General features: G+C 58.0%; 17 protein-coding genes. 5 read left to right on the top strand and 12 right to left on the bottom strand.

Annotated elements, in window-relative coordinates:
* Positions 1 to 10: 10 nt before the first annotated feature.
* The 3 genes from CPA45_RS13900 to CPA45_RS13910 all read left to right on the top strand — a co-directional run bounded on the left by CPA45_RS13900 (position 11) and on the right by CPA45_RS13910 (position 3,719).
* On the top strand, positions 11 to 1,411 hold the full coding sequence (locus tag CPA45_RS13900) for an amidase (RefSeq protein WP_096652421.1): 1,401 nt from the start codon (positions 11 to 13) through the stop codon (positions 1,409 to 1,411).
* Positions 1,412 to 1,477: 66 nt separating this feature from the next.
* Positions 1,478 to 2,743 (top strand): amidase, encoded by a 1,266-nt coding sequence (locus CPA45_RS13905; protein WP_096652423.1) that lies wholly within the window; start codon positions 1,478 to 1,480, stop codon positions 2,741 to 2,743.
* Positions 2,744 to 2,771: 28 nt separating this feature from the next.
* A complete protein-coding gene (locus CPA45_RS13910) occupies positions 2,772 to 3,719 on the top strand; it encodes an acetamidase/formamidase family protein (RefSeq protein WP_096652425.1) in 948 nt (315 codons plus the stop codon).
* A gap of 45 nt (positions 3,720 to 3,764) precedes the next feature.
* Here the strand turns inward: CPA45_RS13910 and CPA45_RS13915 are convergent, their stop codons facing one another.
* The 8 genes from CPA45_RS13915 to CPA45_RS13950 form a co-directional block, all read right to left on the bottom strand.
* Positions 3,765 to 4,706, bottom strand: coding sequence for a tyrosine-type recombinase/integrase (locus tag CPA45_RS13915; protein WP_096652427.1), 942 nt, complete (start codon positions 4,704 to 4,706; stop codon positions 3,765 to 3,767).
* Positions 4,703 to 6,475: a MobH family relaxase gene (gene mobH, locus CPA45_RS13920; protein ID WP_165771564.1), complete on the bottom strand. Its 1,773-nt coding sequence runs from the start codon at positions 6,473 to 6,475 to the stop codon at positions 4,703 to 4,705. Before mobH ends, CPA45_RS13915 begins: the two co-directional genes overlap by 4 nt.
* Before the next feature lie 318 nt (positions 6,476 to 6,793).
* Entirely contained in the window at positions 6,794 to 9,058 is a 2,265-nt protein-coding gene (locus tag CPA45_RS13925) for an SNF2-related protein (protein WP_096652431.1), read from the bottom strand.
* Between the two features lie 93 nt (positions 9,059 to 9,151).
* Positions 9,152 to 10,705, bottom strand: a complete 1,554-nt coding sequence (locus tag CPA45_RS13930; RefSeq protein WP_479694245.1) for a DUF6094 domain-containing protein — start codon at positions 10,703 to 10,705, stop codon at positions 9,152 to 9,154.
* Between the two features lie 17 nt (positions 10,706 to 10,722).
* The gene (locus CPA45_RS13935; protein ID WP_096652435.1) at positions 10,723 to 11,316 is read right to left on the bottom strand and encodes a hypothetical protein; all 594 of its coding nucleotides are present in this window, start codon (positions 11,314 to 11,316) and stop codon (positions 10,723 to 10,725) included.
* Between the two features lie 82 nt (positions 11,317 to 11,398).
* On the bottom strand, positions 11,399 to 12,022 hold the full coding sequence (locus CPA45_RS13940; RefSeq protein WP_096652437.1) for a DUF3275 family protein: 624 nt from the start codon (positions 12,020 to 12,022) through the stop codon (positions 11,399 to 11,401).
* Between the two features lie 92 nt (positions 12,023 to 12,114).
* Positions 12,115 to 12,654: a RadC family protein gene (gene radC / locus CPA45_RS13945; protein WP_096652439.1), complete on the bottom strand. Its 540-nt coding sequence runs from the start codon at positions 12,652 to 12,654 to the stop codon at positions 12,115 to 12,117.
* Between the two features lie 77 nt (positions 12,655 to 12,731).
* Positions 12,732 to 13,097 (bottom strand): hypothetical protein, encoded by a 366-nt coding sequence (locus CPA45_RS13950; RefSeq protein WP_096652441.1) that lies wholly within the window; start codon positions 13,095 to 13,097, stop codon positions 12,732 to 12,734.
* Between the two features lie 563 nt (positions 13,098 to 13,660).
* Between CPA45_RS13950 and CPA45_RS13955 the strand changes: the two genes are divergently transcribed.
* Positions 13,661 to 14,554: a LysR family transcriptional regulator gene (locus tag CPA45_RS13955; protein ID WP_096652443.1), complete on the top strand. Its 894-nt coding sequence runs from the start codon at positions 13,661 to 13,663 to the stop codon at positions 14,552 to 14,554.
* 181 nt (positions 14,555 to 14,735) lie between these two features.
* Here the strand turns inward: CPA45_RS13955 and CPA45_RS13960 are convergent, their stop codons facing one another.
* The 4 genes from CPA45_RS13960 to CPA45_RS13975 form a co-directional block, all read right to left on the bottom strand.
* On the bottom strand, positions 14,736 to 15,920 hold the full coding sequence (locus CPA45_RS13960; RefSeq protein ID WP_096652445.1) for an MFS transporter: 1,185 nt from the start codon (positions 15,918 to 15,920) through the stop codon (positions 14,736 to 14,738).
* Positions 15,921 to 16,403: 483 nt separating this feature from the next.
* Positions 16,404 to 17,330 carry a carbon-nitrogen hydrolase family protein gene (locus tag CPA45_RS13965; RefSeq protein WP_096652447.1) on the bottom strand — a complete coding sequence of 309 codons (927 nt, stop codon included), beginning with the start codon at positions 17,328 to 17,330 and terminating at the stop codon, positions 16,404 to 16,406.
* Positions 17,331 to 17,337: 7 nt separating this feature from the next.
* A complete protein-coding gene (locus CPA45_RS13970) occupies positions 17,338 to 18,855 on the bottom strand; it encodes a sodium:solute symporter family protein (protein WP_096652449.1) in 1,518 nt (505 codons plus the stop codon).
* Entirely contained in the window at positions 18,852 to 19,136 is a 285-nt protein-coding gene (locus tag CPA45_RS13975) for a hypothetical protein (protein ID WP_096652451.1), read from the bottom strand. The genes CPA45_RS13970 and CPA45_RS13975 overlap by 4 nt, the downstream gene beginning before the upstream one ends.
* A gap of 249 nt (positions 19,137 to 19,385) precedes the next feature.
* On the opposite strand from CPA45_RS13975, the gene CPA45_RS13980 reads away from it, so the two are divergent.
* Positions 19,386 to 20,297, top strand: a 912-nt coding sequence (locus CPA45_RS13980) for an IS66 family transposase (protein WP_244287609.1), incomplete at its 3' end; no start/stop codon positions are given.

Raw genomic sequence — 20,297 nt, forward strand, 5'->3', positions numbered from 1 at the left:
GAAGCCCACCATGACCGACTCTCCCCTGAAGCGCCCACTCCGCGAGCAGTACGCCGGGCTGCGCAACGGTACGCTCACCGCTACCCAACTGGCCGAGTCCTCCCTGGCGGCCCATCAGGCCCGCGGCGAACATGACCATGCCTACCTGACCTGGAACGGCGAGGCCGCGATGGCCTTCGCCCAGGCCATCGATGCAGTGATCCGTCAGGGCGGGGATGCCGGGACCCTGATGGGCATTCCCGTCTCCATCAAGGACATCTATGCGGTATCGGGCCTGCCAACCTACGCCGGCTCGGCCCAGCGGCTTCCCCAGAGGTGGGAACAGCCTGGCCCAATGGTCGCTGCCCTGCTCTCCCAGCTGCCCAGCGTCATGGGCAAGACCCACACGGTGGAGTTTGCCTTCGGTGGCCTCGGAACCAATGCCCACTGGGGCGCGCCCCGCAATCCCTGGGATCTCAAGGATCACCGCACGCCCGGCGGCTCCAGCGCGGGTGCTGGCGTGTCACTGGTGGGCGGTACCGCGAGCCTCGCCCTGGGCACCGATACCGCCGGTTCGGTGCGCATTCCCGCGTCAATGACCGGGGTTGCGGGGCTCAAGACCACAGCCGGCCGCTGGTCAACGAGCCAGATCGTACCGCTCTCCAGCACACTGGATTCCCCGGGCCTGCTGGCCCACCGCGTGGACGACCTGGCCTTCGCCTTCGATGCACTGGACGGCGCCCTGACGAGCCGTGCCACCCGCGTTCCGGCGCCGCCCGCGCTGGCCGATCTGACCTTCGGCGTGCCCAGCACCTTCTTCTGGGAGGACTGCAGCCCCGGGATTGCCGAAACCGTCGAGGCGGCCATCCGCCGGCTCGAGGCGGCCGGAGCCCGCGTGGTCACCCTCGACCTGCCCCATACCGACGAGGCGTACACCCTGTTCCAGCAGGGGGGGCTGGCCGCAGCCGAGCTGGCGGCCTTCCTCAAGACCGAGCTTCCCGAGATGATCGAGGCACTGGATCCCAATGTCGCTGCCCGGGTCGAGGCCGCCGACGACATGCCGGCCTGGGAGTACGTGCGCCGCCGCGCCGTTATCGACAAGCTGACTGCCGCGGCCGCAACGCGGCTGGCCGACGTGGACGCCCTGCTCACCCCCACCGTGGCGATCACGCCGCCCACCCTGGAGAGCCTGCTCCCCGAGGGCGCCTATGCCCGGGCCAACATGCACGCGCTGCGCAACACGGTGATCGCCAACTTCATGGGGCTGTGCGGATTGACCCTGCCGGTGGGCAAGGACGCTGCCGGCATGCCGGTCGGGCTGCAGGTGCTGGCCGGTCCCTGGCAGGACGCCCGCTTGCTGGCCATTGGGCAGGCCATCGAGGAGCAGCTGGGCACCGGCACCACCCTGCTCGGGGAACCGCCGGCCCCTTGATCCACCACTTGGCCGGGGCGCTCATGCCACCCTTCACGCAGCAGGTCAGTCAGGAGTGAAAGGCAGATGACCGATTGGACCCAGATGACCCTGGCAGGCTTTCAGCGCGGACTCTCCCGCGGCGAGTTCGCGCCACTCGACTGGTGGCGGGCCTGCCGGGAACGGATCGATGCCCTGGAGCCCACCCTCCAGGCTTGGGAGTGCCAGGCCCCCGAGCCCGCCATCACCGCCCCTGATGGCGTGAAGCCTGGCCAGTCCCTCTTCGGAATACCGGTGGGCATCAAGGACATCATCGATACGGCACGGCTGCCTACCACCTGGGGCACCCGAGGCTATCATCGGGTCGCTCAGTCTGATCTGGATGCCTCCATCGTCACCGAGCTCGCTCGCCTCGGCGCCCTGCCCATGGGCAAGACGGTATCGACCGAGTATGCCTACTTTCAGCCCAGCAAGACGCGTAACCCGCACGACCCGACACGCACCCCGGGCGGCTCCTCGAGCGGTTCGGCGGCGGCTGTTGCCGCTGGCATGGTGCCCGTAGCGCTGGGTACCCAGACAGTGGGCAGTATCATTCGTCCAGCCAGCTACTGCGGCGTCGTGGGGTTCAAGCCCACCCACGGCACGCTGGGCGTCGCCGGGGTGAAGGCACTCGCGCCGTCGCTGGACACGCTGGGGTGGTTCACGCGGCACCTGGAGGACAGCCGCACGCTGTTCAGGGCTCTCACCGGCAGTCCCCCGATCCGCACCCTGACGCGGCTCGACGGGGTCCGCGTCGGCCTCTGCCAGGTGCCCAGCACACATTCGCCGTCGCCGGAGACCGCCACCGCCCTGAAAGGCGCCGGTGAGAAGATGGCCGCCCTTGGCGCCGATATCGGTACCGCCGAGCTGGGCGCGTCATTCGATGAGCTCGTGGCGCACCAGCGGGTCATCCTGGCCTATGAGGCCACGAGAGCCCTGGCCAGCGAGCGTGAACGCTTTGGGGCGTTGATGAGTTCGCCTCTGCTTGCGCTGCTGGACGAGGGGCAGAACCTCACCCTCGCCACTTACTGGCAGGCGCGGCAGGCCACCGAGCGGGCCAGGATCGAGTTGTCGCAACAGCTTGCCGAGCGCTTCGACGTGCTGCTGGCCCCCAGCGCCCCGGGCGCAGCTCCGGAAGGCCTCGCCAGCACCGGCGACCCGATCTACTCGCGGGCCTGGACCCTGCTGGGAGTGCCCTGCGTGAACCTGCCACTGCACTGGACGCCCCTGGGCCTACCCGTCGGCGTGCAGCTGATCGCCGACCGCTATCAGGATCAGCGACTGCTGAGTATCGCCAGCGCCCTGATGCCCTGAGTCATTCACCCCGGAAGGAGATGCCGCCATGGCTCACCCGACGCCCATCAAGACGATTCATGGCCAGCACTGCCATCACGGCTGGAACCATGCCAACGCTCCCGTCGAGACGGTGGCACCCGGAACCACGCTCTCCTTCGAGTGCCAGGATGCAGCGGGCGGGTACTTCACCCGAGAGTCGAAGGCGGCGGACGTGGCGACCATGCCGTTCGAGCACCTCAACCCTGTGACCGGCCCCATCTTTGTCGATGGTGCGCAACCGGGCGACATCCTCAAGGTGACGATCAACGAGTTCCGCCCCTCCGGGTTCGGCTGGACCGCCATCATCCCCGGGTTCGGTCTGCTAGCCGATCAGTTCACCTCACCAGATCTGTTCCTGTGGGACTACGACTCCACCGCCCGAACGCCTGCCGCCTTCGGCAGCCAGGCGCGCATCCCCCTCAAGCCGTTCGCCGGCACCATCGGACTGGCCCCCGCCGCTGAGGGCACCCACTCCATCGTGCCGCCGAGGCGAGTCGGTGGGAATCTCGATATCCGCGACCTGAGCGCCGGCAGCACCCTCTACCTCCCGGTGGAGGTCGTCGGAGCACTGTTCTCGATCGGCGATACCCATGCCGCCCAAGGCGACGGGGAGGTCTGCGGCACGGCCATCGAGAGCGCCATGCAGGTCAGTGTCACCCTGGACCTGATCAAGGACACGCACCTGGCCATGCCCCGCTTCAGCACGCCGGGGCCGGTGACGCGTCACCTGGATGGCGCCGGCTACGAGGTGTTCACGGGCATCGGGCCCGACCTGATGACCGGTGCTCGCCAGGCGGTGGAGGGCGCCATCGACTGGCTGGGAAAGACGCGGAACCTGCCGGCCGAACAGGCCTACATGCTCTGCTCGGTATGCGGGGACCTGCGCATCAGCGAGATCGTCGATGCGCCGAACTGGGTGGTGTCCTTCTATCTGCCCAGGGTCGTTCTCGAGTAGCCTCGCCAAGCCAAACAGTCTTGTTGCAGTTGACGTGCATTACAACTAGACACGCCCCTCGATGGCACTGCGCAGGCTGCCGATATCGACCTCGACGTACTCGAGCGTTGTGCTGATATTACTGTGGCCAAGCAGCGCCTTGACGATGTGCAGGTTACGGTCCGGCTCTTTCATCAGCTCAGTGCCCAAGGTATGGCGGAATCGGTGCGGACTCATCTGGTAGCCGCAAATCTGGGAGAGCTTCTGATAGAAGCTCTCCACCTGCCAGGAGTCCATCGTCTCCATTCGGTGCCGAACGCTGAATCGGTTCACGTTAAAGAGCTGCTCGCCCCGCTGGATACCCACCGCTCTGGCAGAATTCAGCAGGTTTTCCAAATGCGGATAGAGGGCATTGGAGATGGGAACAAAGTGCTCCCGGTTATTCTTTGCGCCCTGCCAGGTAGCGGTGAGAACGCGGCTCTTTAGGTTGACATCCTCGGGCTTCATCAGCAGCAGTTGAGTCAGTCGAATACCGGTATGGTAGAACGTTTCAAACACGGCTTCCCAGAACCAGACGGGATGCAGCATGGAGGGCTTTCCTTGGTGAACCTCTATCCTTTTATACAGGCTGATGGCCTCGCGTGCCATATCGACCTGCCGCTTGCTTAGCGTCTTTTTGCGTTTTTTGGGGGAGCTGACCTCCATCTTGGCAAAAGGGTTGTAGGAGATATCGATCAAGGCGTGATCAATCGCATGCTTGAAGAGGATTCGGTTGTGCCGGCAGTAGTTATTCCAGCTTGAGTGCGCGAGGTTTCTGCCCTCCTCCGAGAAGCAGAACTCCCTCCACTCCCTGACATCATCACGGGACACCTCCGCAGGCAGCTTATCCTGGCCCACGAATCTCCGGAATAGCTTCACCGGAACGCTATAGGAAATCCGGCTTCTTTCGGTCAGCCAGCGCTCAGAAAAATAGGATTGCAGCAAGTCGTCAAAGGTAAATGTTTTCATTCTTCAGGCTTCCCATCAATCAGGTCAATAAAGGGGTTATCAAACACCTCCTTACCCTCCTCCATCAGGTCATCCTTCCCCACAAGATACCCAGAAAGCGTGCTCGACTTCTTGTTTGGACCGACCACCCTTACCTTGTGAAAACTTCCGCCATCCTTGTTTTTCTTGTGAAGCTTCAGCTTCTGGAATGAATCCTGAACTTCTTTCCAGCCTTTCTCTTCTCCGCTCACCTCCTGACAATAGCGCTTGAACACCTTGGGGCTGACCACCATCAGCATCCCATCTACGGCATGCACTAGGGCCTTGGAGTCGTTCATCAATACCTTGTGAGTCTTCAGCCCGTCTCGCAGCCAGGCGAGAAACTCTTCCCCGGATGATGACTGTCCGAGCGATGCCTGCTCCGCAAGCTTCTCGGCACCCGTATCAGGGTTACGTGGCTGCCGCTCCAAACCTGGCGCTGCTTTCTCATCGCCGCCTGTGGCGATATCAAGAATGGAGGCTTCCAGATCATCCTGGATTTTCTCGGTGCGACCCGATTCAGTACGCTCGCTTGAAATTTCTGTAGTTGCAGGCTTGTCACCTGGCTCCTGATCTTCACGCTGTTGCCTAGCTGGCTGACTACCTTCACCACTCTCACCAACGTCAAGGGACTCGACACTCCCCGAGAAAATCTCAGGCTCCTCATCACCGCTCCAAACGAGCGACTTATGAACCTTGAGCATGGAGAGATCGGTTCGCCATTCCCCCATCTCGACCCTACACTTCCAGATCGAACGCCCCTCTGGATTCTCTATAATCAGGCCATGGGACTGCATTTCGTCATAGAGGCGAGACTCATTGGATGGCACGCCCTCTATGCCATGGGAAAGCAGGTAGCTCTTGATCTCTCGTGGTATCAGTGGCGTCACCAGCCACAGCGCCTCGGAGGTGACAAACCCCTGAGCCCCTTTTTCATTCAGGCGGATCTTTTCTGTGACGATGTGGCGAATAGCGCCTTTGAGCTTGCTCTGTAGGGATTCGCGAGGTGCCTTGTCGATATTGGAGACCTTGCCGCCCAGCGACTTGGCGACGCTGGCCCTGTCGGCCTGGCTGACGATTTCCCCAATCACCCCGGAGCGCTCCGAGTGGCCACTGATCGCGTACATCACCAGGCCAAACAGCTCCGGCTGGCTTTTCAGCCACTCGAGCCCGGCATTGCCCATCACCTCCTTGCACAAGAGGGGGTTGGCCGCAGCGTGAAGGAAGTAGTCTCGCCCCTTGATATAGCGAACGCGATACTGGTCGGGAATGATGCCCTCCCACAGGCACCACCTTCGGCCGGATTTCAGGTGTATATCGACGTCGACGATGACCTTAGCGATATCGTGCAGCAGGCAGGCATAGATGACCGCCACGCTCCAGAGCTCCCCCGTAGAGGACTGTTTTTCGGGTGACTCCTTCGGAGGGAGCAGGTGCTGTCGTCGGAGCCTGAGGCCAAACACACAGGTTTCGAGGCCATGGTCCAGCATGCCACCTGGGTAGCTATGGTGGTGAGATTCCGAGGCTGGCAGCAGCTGGACACGCTCGGCGTATCGTTGCAGCGGCTCCTTGACGTAGGCCTCGAACACCGGCGCCGTCAGCGAGGTGCTTTCCTGTATTGCCCGGAGCAACTGCTGCCGATAGGGCGTGGCTAGAAGCTCCGCGCCGGTGCGCGGGCTTTCCCAGCCGGCGTCATCCTGGACGCTGTCGGTCGCGCTGCGGCGGCCGCGTAGAATATTGAGAATCCGCAATTTTCGCTCCTCTGGATGCAGTCCGTGCATCACAACGCTGGGCCCTGACGGGCACAAGCAGAAACGTTAAATGCGATGAGAGGGGTTTACTCCGGGGCACTCCTTGCCCTGGTGCAATAGCCGTGGGATGCGACCCAAGCGCGCACGATTATAATTATCGTGCAATCAATCTCATCCAGATTATGCCCATATTATTTATAAGCGATGTATTAACTTATCGTCTCAGAAGACTTACAACCAAAGTCTCATCCGGCGAGCAGTCTCTTGCCGCAGTGACAAAAAGCCCCCTCCGAAGAGGGGGCATAGGTTGGGTATCGGTCAGTTGACCAGCTGCCTGGCCAGGGCCATCTCCACGGAGTCTCCGTCCGTGTTGAGGGCATCCAGGCCTGACTCGGGCACGTCTCCCGACGTGCTCTGGGCCACGGCGATCTTCTTGGCCATCAGCGACAGGCAGGCGATCTGTGACGATCCGGCATAGCCGAGGTAGAGCACCTTCACCGGCTGCCGCTGGCCGATCCGCCAGGAGCGGCGGGCGGCCTGCTGCAGGGTGTAGACGTTCCAGCCCGTCTGCATGAAGACGATGGTGGGGAAGTCCAGCAGGTCGAGCCCGGTCTTCACCAGGTCCGGATTGGTGATCAGCACGTCGACACCGCGGTCGACCTGATCGGCAATCCAGTCCTCGCGCCGCTGGGTCTCCACGCTCGAGCGCAGCACCGCGACCTTGAAGCCGGCCTGGGTGAGCATCGCCTTGAGTCGGCTGCTGGTATCACGCTTGCCGGTGTAGGTCGTGTAGACCAGCACCTTGCGCCCCTCCACCTTCTCTTGCCGGCAGATATCCACCAGCTCGCGCTCCTTGGGCATCGGCTGCTGCTCGCCGAAGAGGCTCTTCACGAACGCCAACAGACTGCCCGAGCGTGGATGCTTGACCGTCTCCGGTCGAAAGCAGCAGTCCGGCCAGGCCAGCAGCGCATTGAGCACCACGCCCAGCAGAGTGGTGTCCTTGCGTGCCAGCGCCTGTCTGAGCTCGGCGGTCAGTTGACCCTCGAGCCGCCGGTAGGCAAAGGCCTGCTCGTCGTCCATCGGCACCTCGATGAAGTCTTCATCGTAGGGCGGCAACACGTTGCCACCGATGTCCTTGAGCTTGAGGAAGACGGTGAAGGGCAGCACGTAACGCATGATCCCCTTGGGGCCGAAGCCCGGGGCCTTGACGGTGCGCACCGACAGCTTCTTGCCTCGCGCTGTCTTGTGGGCGTCGCCATCGCGCTCGGTGTAGATGTCCTTCAGCACCCCGTGGTCGCGCAGGAACGACATGGCCGCAGGGCCCATCGATCCGCGCCCGTTGGGGCGATACCCATCCTCGAGCATCCTCGGCGTGAGGATGCGGAACAGCAGGTGGAACAGGTCGTCGGCATAGCCGCCCATCAGGGTGCCGGTCAGCAGCAGCGACTTACGCGCCTTGGCTGCCAGCACGCCCATGGCCTGGCCCTGGGCCGACCCGGCGTTCTTGTATTCATGGCCCTCGTCCACGATCAGCAGATCGAAGGTGTGATCCGGCAGCTGCCGCTTGATGAACTCGGTCGGCTGATAGCCGCCTTCACCGAAACCGAACTCCATAGCGGCCATGGCCCGCTCCATACGGGCCGCCTGCCGGTCGGAGAACACCAGCTCCCCGTTCTCATCCATGAGGTTGATGAACTCGTGGATGTTGTCACCCAGCAGCGTGGCCAGGAACTCCTCGCCAAACTGCTGCACCAGGCGCTCCGAGGAGACCTTGCCGATGGTGGGCAGCTTGCGCAGCGCCTTGAGTACCAGGTCGCGCTGCAGGGTGCCCGTCGCCCGCTGGGGTCGCATCAGCGTCCAGAGAGGGCTGTGACAGTGCCGGCACTTGTGGCGCCGCTCCTCACGGAGAAACTGCGACAGCGATACCACCTCGTTGTCGCAGTCGACCACCGTGCCACCGCACTGGGGGCAGGCCGCCAGCTCGCCGCCCGGCACGCGCTTGCGCGCCGCGGCGGGACGCCAGTGGAAGCCCATGCGCATGCGCACACGCCCCAGGATGAAGAACTCCGGCCGCCCATCGGACGGCTGGCCCAGGGCTTCACGGAGCTTGAGCAGCTTGACCAGGGTGTCCGGGCCGTTCAGCACCCAGACCCTGGCCTGATCGACGGTCTCCAGGATCTCCCGCCGCCACTTGTAGACCAGGTGGGGCGGTGCGATCACCAGGAAACGCCGATAGCCCTCGGCATGACAGACCGCCGCCGTGGCGATGGCCATCATGGTCTTGCCGGTGCCCATCTCGGCGTTGATGATGCCCGCCGGCTCGTGCCGGTCGAGCAGCAGGGCCGAGATGGCCTGAACCACCTCGGCCTGCTCTGGGAAAGGCGCCCGCTTGAGGGCATCCATGATGGCCTGGCGACGAGGGTTGGCCTCGCCGTCATAGACCGGGGGATGGGAGCGGTTGAGCGAGGCCAGCAGGCCATCACCAAACTCCTCCACGAAGGCGTTGAGGTCCACCTGAGGCCCGAAGACCTCGCCAGACTGCGCCATGCCGGCCGGCGCCGGCAGCTGAGTGATGTCGTTCATGTCCGTCTCCTTGTGCACAAGAAAACGGCGGACACTCCCCTCCCCTGGCGGGTTGGAAAGGCCCGCCGTGGGGAATGGCGCCCGGGGCGCCGGTCAGTAGTCGTCTGGCAGCAGCAGCGTGGTGGCGCTGCGATCCGCCTCGGTGATGATCCAGACCGTGAGCGACTCACGGATCCGGTAGGACGAGAGCAGCCTGTCACCGTGAATCAGGGCCTGCTCGTTGCTCAGGCGGTCCTCCTCGGGCACGTCACCCCAGTCGCCGGTGACGTGTCGTCGGAGCAGCGCCATGGGCGAGACCTCGCCTCGCTCCACCAGCTCATTGACGGCCCGAGTCATGACCACGCGCCCCACCTCGAAGCGGCGTGGATCCGGCCTCGCGGCACGCTCGGCGACCCGGTTGAGCGGCGCAGGCGCATCGCCTGCCTCGGCGTTTGCCGTCTGATCACCCTCCTGCCGCTCGCCGTCGTTGGCCGCCGGCGTCGAGGTGATGGTCAGCAGCTGCCCACAGCGAGGCGAGTCAAGCGTCATCTCCCAGGCGCGGATCACCGGTACGAAGCGGTCGGTGAGCACGCGGGTCTCGGTGATGGAGCCATCCTCCCGCTCGGTGAACTCGGTCTTGGCGACCTTATCCTTGTGGGTGTTGCCCTTGACCACCAGGCAGCGGCCGTTGGGCGCGGTCACCACGCCGGAGATGGCCCCGGCCGCCAGCGACAGGGCCAGATGCCAGGAGGAGAGTCGGCGCACTGGGGGACGCGGCGAAAGGCCGGTCCTCCCGAACACGCTGCCCACCTCGGGCCAGAGCCCCTGCAGCTTCCCAACCTCATCGGCCAGCTGCTCGGCATCGAGCGACACGCGATAGAAGTGGCGCAGCTCGCCCTGAGCCGCCGGCACCGCGTAGGGCTCGAAGGGCCACACCGCCGGGATCACCTCGGGTATGACCTCCTTGCTTCCCACGCGCAGCAGATGGGCGCGCATCGCCTTGGCCTCCTGGCTGCGCTGCGCCTCACGGCGTCGCACCCGGCGGCCCAGGATCACCACCTGCTGGAAGTCATCCACGGCGGCGCGGAAGACCCTCAGCTCGGTGAAGTGGTTGACCAGCCAGCCGGTCAGCTCCTTGTCCAGGGCGTAGTCGGGAACGATCAACACCATCACGCCCCCGACCTGCAGGGTGCCAACGGTGCGCTGGTAGAACAGCTTCTCCAGGCGCCTGCGCCCCTTGCCCTGATAGCTCTCGTAGCCGGCGTGGTCGGCCAGCAGGTCGCCATAGGGCGGGTTGAGCCACAGGCAGCCCATGCTGCGCGGTGAGATCACCGTGTCCATCAGGTCGCCCTGTAGGCCTCTATCCACCAGGCCATCCATCGAGGCGGCCCGCTCGGCGTGATACTCCACCCCGCAGGCCTGAACGCGTTCGCGCCCCAGGTGGTGGGAAAGCTCGGCGATGGCAGCGCCCTCCCCTGCACAGGGGTCGAGCACCCGCATCCGCCCGGCGCTTGCCGGGCTCAGCGCCTGAAGCACCCGCTCGAGCGACGCTTCATCCGTGGGGAAGTAGCCATTCCTGGCGAAGTTGTGCGCGATGCGCTGAAACATCAGTGCCATGCGACACCTCCTGTCGGTTGGGTATGGTAGGCGCAGCCAGAACGGCCGCACCGTGGTGGAACGAGCGCTCAGGTCTCGGGGGTAAGCACGCCGGCGCGAATCATGCCGCTGAGGCGCAGGGCCAGGTCGTTCTCATCGAGTGAGATCTCCCAGGCCTGAATCGGCCCCTGTGAGAACGAGGCTGGCAGTACCGCCTGCTGGGCATGCAGCAGCGTCATCACCGGCGCCTGCCAGTGATCCAGCAGGGGCAGCGGGCAGAGCTCCCGCACGCGAGGCCACAGCTGGTCATCCACCGGGCGGGCGCCCTCCTCGTCGTCGAGCAGGACGATGCTGTGCAGGTTGGCGCGATCCGGCGTGATGCAGCGCTGATCGAAGAGCCATACGTGCACCAGGGTGCCGAAGCACGTCTGGCGCAACCGGGCGGAGCGCCGGGAGTAGCGGTCCATGTCCCTAAAGACCAAGGGGTGGCGAGTGTCGCCCTGGCAGAGATGCAGGGTATCCAAACCGTTGTCTGCCCTTGGCAGCGTCAGCCTGGCCAGCAGCTCCTGCAGCGCCGTATCCCGCCCCCACAGGGAGAGAAACAGGCACTCACACTGCCGGCCAAGGCAGAACGCATCGGCGTACAGGTCCAGGCACTCATCGAGGGTGTAGAGCTCGGGCATGATGGCCTCCATCGGTTAGCAAAGAGCGATGGGGACATCCCGAGCCCAGGGCATCGAGATGCCCCGGTGGGGAGTGGCTGCCTCAGGCAGCGGCTTGCCAGGTCTGGGTCGGCGCCTGGAATCGGTAGCCCAACTCTTTCAGTCGACTCACCTGACGGCGGAACAGCGCTCGGTCCACGGTGGGATCGAGCTTGACGCTCTGCCCCAGGGGCCAGAGCAGGCCGAAGAGCTCGGCGTCGGGATTGGCCTCCCGGCCAGCGGCGTGGGTCTCCGAGGCTTGCGGCCCTGGTCCCTCGCCAGCATCAACCTGAGACGGCGGCGCGGGCGGAGCCATCGGCTCGCCTGGCCAAGGCGCAGGAGGGGCTGGCGGCACGGGTGGCGCAGGAGCGGCCTCCTCTTCCAGCGGATCCATCTCCGCGGAGTCGAAGCGTGGCCCATGCTGGGTCACCAGCATGCCGTCCTCGGTCAGCAGCATCTCGCCAACCTTGGCACGCACCTCCACCACCAGCCGGCCACCGGCGAAGTAGCTCGCCGGGCGAATCTCGAGCAGCAGAAACTCGCCCTCAAATACCCCTTCGCTGAACTGATCCAGCTGAGGGTCCTTGATGACGAACTCGCCAATCGAGGCCGCCAGCCGGCCGACGTTGAAGGGGCCGTTGCGCCCATGAATGGTGCGGACGGTGAGCCGCCCGGGAATCTTGATCATCACCAGACTCCTGTTCGACAGGATGCAAAAAGTGCGGATGGGGCCGGCAATGCCGGCCCCATCCAAGAGGTCACGGGCAAGCGCCCGAGGGATCAGAGATAGCCCCGCTCCGCGAAGGAAACCGAGTCCGAGCCGCCCACCACGATGTGGTCGAGCACGCGTACCTCGATCAGACCCAGCGCCTCCTTGAGGCGCTGGGTGATGCGTCGGTCCGCATCGCTCGGGTCGGGCTCCCCACTGGGGTGGTTGTGGGTGAAGATCACCGCACCGGCGTTGTGGTATAGCGCCGCCTTCACCACCTGCCGTGGATAGACCGAGGCGGAGTCGAGGGTGCCGTGGAACAGCTCGCTGAACTCGATCACGCGGTGCTGGGTGTCCAGAAAGATGGCACCGAACACCTCGTGGTCGTAGCCGGCCAGCTTGAGCCACAGGAACTCACGCACCCGGTTGGGCGTGGTGAGCTTCATGCCCTTGGAGACGGAGCGCTCCACCACCTGCCGCGCCGCATCGATGACGCGGTCATCGGGGGCCGCCAGGTAGTTGCCGTCGCTGTCACGGACGAACAGCTGAGGCGCGCTGGATGGAGAGTAGCGAGACTCTGCCGGGAGGGCAGCTGCTGAAGTGTGTGTCATGACCAGAACCTCCGGACATGACCGAGACCGCCCCCTCCGGGAGCGATGTCCCGGTCGGGGTGGGTAGTGAGGAAGGGTTACGCGGCGAAGAGCTGCGTGTGGTTCAGCTCGTCGTGGCGTGCCACCAGCAGGTAGTCACCGTGCTGGCGGTCGCCTTGCACGACCAACGCCTCGAGCTCGAGAGCCAGAGGCTGGTGGGGATTCCCGCTGGGCGGGATGCGATGATGCGTCAGCCGCACCGCCTGGGTCCCAGCCGGGTACCCGGACAGCTGGCGGGCCAGGTTCTGCAGCAGCAGCTGGAATCGTTCGATGGGCGTGACCCCATGTTCCGAGACCACGTGCTCTGCGACGTACATGCAGTCGTCGATGACCCGCTCGCTGATGCGGACCTTGCCCGCAAAGCCGTGGTCACGAGCCAGAAACGACATATCGTAGGATTTCATGGTGGATCTCCTGCGGTAGTGCACACAGGGGACACACCTTCCCCACCGGGGATGTGAATCCCCTGGTGGGTGATGGCACATGAGTGCCGAAGAAGAGGTACGGCATCCAGCCCGGATGGGCGGCCTCGTCTCGGGATGCGCGAGGCCTTGGGAGGTGGCGTACCGCCAAGCGGTGCACCCTTGAAACGCCTGGGTGCCGGGATGCCTCGGTTGGTGCCGGTCGAGACCACCGGGCCGCCACAGGCGACACTTGCACCCTTGAGCTTACGACACGAGGACGACGAGTCAAGCCCGCTAGCAGTCACATCCTATTTCTGTAGCTTTGCCCTCAATCATGGGGCTTCAAAATCGAGGGTTGATCAGAAAAACATCATGTCCACTAGCTGCATACTTTTCTACCAGGTCATCTTATGCTTTTCATTAGCCGGAATCGGGTTATTATATGACAACCATATACCAACACTCCTTGTTCGTTATACACTTTCAAAATCGCACTGCTGGTTAATTCTTATGCCCAGCGGGCATACAGCCGGACATCAGGACCACCCCACAAGGCCATAATTATGCATATAACCATATACAAGTATTTTTTAACAGTATCCAAGGTCGGGTCAGTTCGCAAAGCAGCCGAGTTACTTCATGTCAGCCCCTCTGCTATTAGCAAACAGATAGCCAACCTAGAGCATATCTTTAAGGCAAAACTAATTGACAGACTAGCATCTGGAATCCAGCTTACCGAGGAAGGAAAAATCTTAGCGCACCACATGGAAAAAACAATTAGAGAAATGGAAATCGCAAGATCAAGAATTGACGAAATGAATGGAACATTATCTGGAACCATTCAGTACGCTACAATTGAAGGTGTCGCTAAAGACTGGCTCTTCCCAAGCATAAAATCATTCAATAACTCCCATAAAAATGTACATTTTAATGGGAAGATATTAGGAAGCGACTCTGTTTATGAAACCATCCGATCTGGCGGCATTGACTTTGGCATTGTAATGGACACCAAAATACCAAGCGACATAGAAGCCATCAAATATTTTGATACCAGACTAACAGTTGTCACGCCAAGAAATCATTCACTAGCTCTAAAGAAGAACATCAGCTTAAAAGAACTTGAAGGTCATGAAATAACAATATTAAACCCTGAGTTTTTAACACGTCAATTGATCACAGCTGCAACACAAAAACTTGGATTCGAGCTGAACATAAGATTCGAACTGGACAGTATCGAAATGATCAAGCATTACATAGAAGACTCTAATGGCGTCACAATATTACCTCACTTTTGCGTGACAAAAAACAACCATGACACCAGGCTAGCATCTATTAACATAAATGAATGCGAAGTACAAAAATGCTTTACAATAATCTGCAAAAAACCAGGGCGCCATTTAATAAAAGCGGCAGACTGCTTCATTGAAGAAGTATGTCGGCATAACACTTTAGAGTGAAATATTACAACTCTTCACAGCCGCCTAGCTAAAGCTCCATAATTTCTTCCCGACAATCATCATTGAACAAATTTGACTTTCATCACCCATATTAAAAAAAATTTATTGGAGTGGAAATTTCAAAAATCCTCCATGAAGTAAAATCTACTGCCAAGCCAACATTCAATGAAATTTTTAACAGCTATGACCTTTCACGCATCATGTACCAAATAGTGGCGAAAACCACGAGAAGAACTGGAGGCAACATGATGAGATTTAGCACCTTCCAGCCGAATTGATAAAGCAAAGCACCAGATGTTAATGAGCTAGCTGCTACAAGTGAAAAGATCACCAGATCATTGATGCCCTGAACCTTGCCTCGTTCGTCTTCAGAATGGACTGTCGAGAGCAGCGCACTGCCACCTATGAATAGAAAGTTCCACCCGACTCCCAACAGGAGTAAAGCCGACCAATAGTGTGTCAAACCATCGCCAAGGTTAGGAGTTAATACGGCACTAGTTACCAAGAGCGCACCTACCAACAGAATACGCGCCACCCCAAAAAAAGCTATTAAGCTGCCAGTAAAAAATGACGGCGCAAACATGCCAAGCACATGCCATTGCATGATGAAAGATACTTCCGACATCGAAAAGCCTTGGGCAAGCATCGCAAGTGGAGTGGCTGTCATTACCACCATCATTATCGAATATCCAACTGCACTGGAAAATACTGCAAGCATAAAGCTCGCCTGGAGCCAAATAGTTCCTCCTGAACGAGAGATCATGTCCGGGCTTAGGACACTACTGGGCTGTGCTCTGAGCTGGGTTAAAAGACCAATGGACAGTAAAGCTAGAGTAGCAATTACAAGATATGGCCCACCTAAGGGCACACCAGCAACTAAGTCAGTTGCAGCAGTAGCGTTCCAAGGACCAAGGAAGGCAGCAGCCACGCCGCCAGCCATGACGAATGAGATCGCACGGCTGCGAAAGGCTGGACTTGCCACATCTGCAGCAGCAAAACGGTAGTACATGGCAAAGCCTTGGTACAAGCCAAGAAGTAAATTACCCAGACAGAAAAGCCAAAACATCTCTAACAAAATCGCGACAAAGCTCAGCAAGCCCCCCGCTACACCACCAACACTTGCGCCGGTGATAAATCCACGGCGGCGGCCCACACGCCTCATATATAGAGATGCAGGAAAGGTCGAGATAACTGTACCTAACATCATCATAGAGATTGGCATTGTGGCTAATTCTGGAGCAGAGGCCAACTGCTGCCCGACTACCCCACTTAGTGTTAGTACTGTTATCGATGCCACCATAAAAAGCGTTTGACTTATTACCAGTATGGCTACATTTTTATATTGCAATCTCCCTGTGCCAACCATGCTTTACCTCGCTTTTTCAGACATATTAAGTAATCAATCTTTTATAAAAAAAGCATTCATGCCCATCGGAAACTAAACTATATTTATTAATTTAAACCGCTACAGGCGAATCTTCTAATCGCACTAACTGACGAGAGTGCAACATAATGAGCTAAAATTAAAATCATCCTTACTCGAACCACTTACTTCTCAACCAGACCTTATTCTGGACTTAAATACTGCATGTCAGAAGGATGGCTAGCATGCCAAATTTGCAGCCAAATTATAATCTATTACTCACCAAACTTAGCAATTAATACCCATATTTCTAACAAATGGAAAAACTGACAAGAAAAGCTCTCTCATAATGTTAAAACGCCCTATATAACACAGGAGATTACTTGACTGAAATTTTATATAATCTTGCGCATTTTCTATGCAAGCAAAAAACCAAGCCTCTTCCTCCACATCTGAAGGAGGAAGAGGGCTAACTAGAACTTCATATTAGTAATACACAGCCTTTTTTTCTTCTTTATCCACATGGACAGAAAGAACATCTGGCCTTGAGTAATGCCCAACCGGATCGAAGTCTAACTTGCTTTTTACCAGAGTATCACTGTCGATATCGGCGTAAATAATAGCATTTTCATTATAAACTGGGCCCGATATTATTTCACCAAGCGGCCCTATGATCATACTACCACCACGCATTAAAACTTCTTCTGGGTTGTCACTAAGAGTGCAGCGATAATCTTCTTCAAAATCACCACGCTTAAGGAATTGACAAGAGCTAAGAACAAAGCATCGACCTTCCATAGCTATATGTTGCATAGTAGAGACCCAAGTATCCCTATCATCAGCGGTAGGAGCGCAATATATTTCAACACCCTGACCATACATAGCAGCGCGCAACGATGGCATGTAATTTTCCCAACATATTACCGTACCTATCGCACCTAGCTCACTTTCAACTATATCCAATGTTGAACCGTCACCGAAACCCCAGACAAGTCTCTCAGACCCCGTTGGCATCAGCTTTCGTCTTTTACCAACAACCCCCTTCTCTGGATCAATGAAAACGACAGTGCAATAAAGAGTGCTTCCGCCCTTTTCAATGATCCCCATCACTACAAAGATATTATTTTCCCTAGCAACCGAAGCAATGTCGCTTATCTCGGACCCACCAATTTCAACTGCGCCATTATAATACTTAAGATAGTCTTCTCTCCCTTCAGGGAGTCGCTTACCAACTGGCGAATCAAAGGTTAGTCCTTTGGGATAGGTGCCTAAAAACGCCTCCGGAAACACCACCAACTCAGCACCATTAATTGCGGCCTCTTCGATTAGGTGACAAGCTTTTCTGGCTGTCTTTTCAGCATCAAAAGGAACGCTTGAATCCTGCACCACTGCAACTTTTAATTTATCTTTCATAAAAACCTCAAGCCTTTTTTTCTTCTGAATAAACCACTTCCCCAGTGTTATCCCTCATATATTCATTGAACATATCATGGAACTCTACCACGGAAGACTCTGGAACCTTTTTGGTTACCTTGCTTACAGCGATCGTTACAACAATATTGACTATAATTCCCGCAATACTGGGCCCAACAGGAATGTCTATTTGGGTAATTGTCATGAGCGCCATAACAACAACACCTAGAACCAGGCCAAGAAATGCTCCTGTTTCCGAGACCGATTTAAAATACAGCATGCCTAAAGCCGAAGGCACAAGCTGAAGGCCAAGGCCGAAACCTAAAGAAGCAATTGGAACTAAAAACCCTGCACCGCTCGGAAGCATTGCAAGCACAAATATCATCACCGTAAGAGATAGGACAACAACTCTTGTAACCCAAGTAACTCTTTTACTTGTCATATCTCCCTTCGTCAAACCATCTACGACATCTTCAGCAACTAGACTTGCCGAGGAAAGAAGCTGGCTATTAATGGTGGAAATTGCAGCTGCAAGAATACCAGCCACTACAAAAGCACTCAAAATGGGAAAGTGGAAGTTGAATATTTGCGGAAGAATCGTATCGCTGTTGCCCACATTTACACTCGGAGCAATCCCAGGAATAACTGCCGCCATACCAACCACAAGAGGAATAATGGCCATCATCCATGAGTTCCAGAAAGGTGTGGCCATAGCCACTTTTCCAAGAACTTTGGCTGATGAAGCAGAATAAAATTTTTGCCACATATGAGGAAGAACCCAAGCACCAAACCCAAGCCCAAGCCACAGCTCCAACATCCCAAGTGGATTTCCTGAAACCACGTTAAGTTCAGGCTTATATTGTGACACTTGCTCGAACAGCCCAGCCCCTCCAGAAAGCTTTAAGACATACAATGCTGTAAATATCAAAATGGATGCAAAAAATACACCCATGAAAGAGTCGGTCCATGCAGTACCTTTAAAACCTGCCCACAGAACAATAACACCCACCATCACCGACGTAACTGTAACTCCTACAACATACGGAATCGCACCATCGGTAAGGGCCTCAAGCGCTCTAGCCCCACCAATGACCTGTATAAGCATTACAGGTACTAAAGCAGATATCCCGACCAATGCAACCGTAATCCTAAGCCTATTACTTTTATAATAATGCTTAATCATCTGGCCCGGAGTTATAAAGCCATATTTCTTTCCTGCCAACCAAATCCTGGCCCCGAATAGCCATATGAAAATTGCATGGAAAATTGTCCAAACAGCAAATCCCGCAAACCAAACTCCAGATCTATAATATGCTCCGAACGCACCTAAAAGAGTCCATGTTGAAAAATACGTAGCTCCCATCGACAAAACTAGAACTATTGTGCCTATTCCACGCCCACCAATGATAAAATTTTCTGATGAACTTCCGGATGCTTTCTCCGAATTCCTTTTAGATAGATATGATACCAGTATGAAAACGAAAATGAATGCGGCCAATACTACAGCCGTCAATGTATTGTTCATTTTACAGCTTCCTCATGCAGAGGCTTTTCTTCAAGCTTTTTAATGAAAGGCTTAAAATAAAGCGGGTAAATAAGAATAACGCAAACTGTAAGCACTATATTGGATGCAATAATCACAGCCAACGGCTGCGGCAACCCCATCACCATAGAAGCTGTGTTAAACACACCGAAATATGGAAGCCATGTTATTGAAAGCGCAGTTAAGACAACCGCCCATAATAGCTTCCTTTTACTTTTTGTATTCATCATTAACCCTTCATCAAGTGGATGTGAATTTAACAAGAACAATCCTGAGAGTAGTCGGCAGAGAGTGTTAATAAAAATAGTAAAAAGAGAACACGCTGTTGCCAAAAAGTACACGCTTCCAAAACGTTCACGGCGCTAATAATTTATGCATATATCGTGCCATTTAATTGCAAGTCTCTAAAAATAATCGAATCGTAACTATTCAGGTGGCTGCACGTGGTGCTCGCCAACCCTCTGTTTCCTCAGGCATAGTAGCGTCATTCGGTATTCTTCTCATCCGGTGACATGACCATCAGCGATATCAACGTCGACGAGGCCCTGGAACGGGTCCGGCAGCAGCTCAGGGACGACCGCACGGTCTCGCCGTCCCTGCGCGCTGCCATCGACGTGTTGATGCTGCTGGTCAAGCTGATGGCCGACCGACTCTCGACCAGCAGCCGCAACAGCAGCAAGCCGCCGTCACAGGACCCCAACCGCCAACGCCGCTCCCGGGCCAAGGGTCAGCGCCGTCCCGGCGGGCAACCCGGCCACGAAGGCAAGACGCTGGCGCCGGTCACCGATCCCGACGAGATCGTGTCGTTGCGCGTCGATCGCCGCACCTTGCCCAAAGGGCGCGCCTATCGCTCGGTCGGAATCGAAACGCGCCAGGTGCAAGACATCGTGATCCAGGCCGTCGTCACCGAGTATCGCGCCGAGGTGCTGGAGGACGATCTCGGGCGGCGCCATGTGGCGCCGTTTCCCGACGGCGTGATCCGCCCGATCCAGTATGGCCCACATCTCAAGGCGCATGTCGTCTATCTCTCGCAGTATCAGTTGCTGCCCTATGCCCGCATCCAGGCGTTGCTGGCCTCACAGTGCGATCTGTCGCTGAGCACCGGCACGCTGTTCGCCTTCAATCAAGAGGCCTATCAGCGCGCCGAGGCGTTTGCCGAGTGGGCGATCCCAGCGCTGAGGCAAGCGGCAACCGTGCATGCCGACGAGACCGGGATGCAGGTCGGCGGCAAGCGCTACTGGTTGCACAGCGCCTCGAATGACGCCCTGACCTACTTGGCGCCTCACGCCAAGCGCGGCCAGGAGGCCATGGACGCCATCGGCATCCTGCCCTATGTCCAGGGGGTGCTGAACTGGTCTAATTGGAGCGGACACCCCGGTAAGCCTCATACTGGAGGCATTGGAGGTGTTCATGACCAAGAAAAC

The organism is Vreelandella nigrificans, from assembly GCF_002374315.1.
In the GTDB taxonomy this organism is placed as follows: Bacteria; Pseudomonadota; Gammaproteobacteria; order Pseudomonadales; family Halomonadaceae; genus Vreelandella; species Vreelandella nigrificans.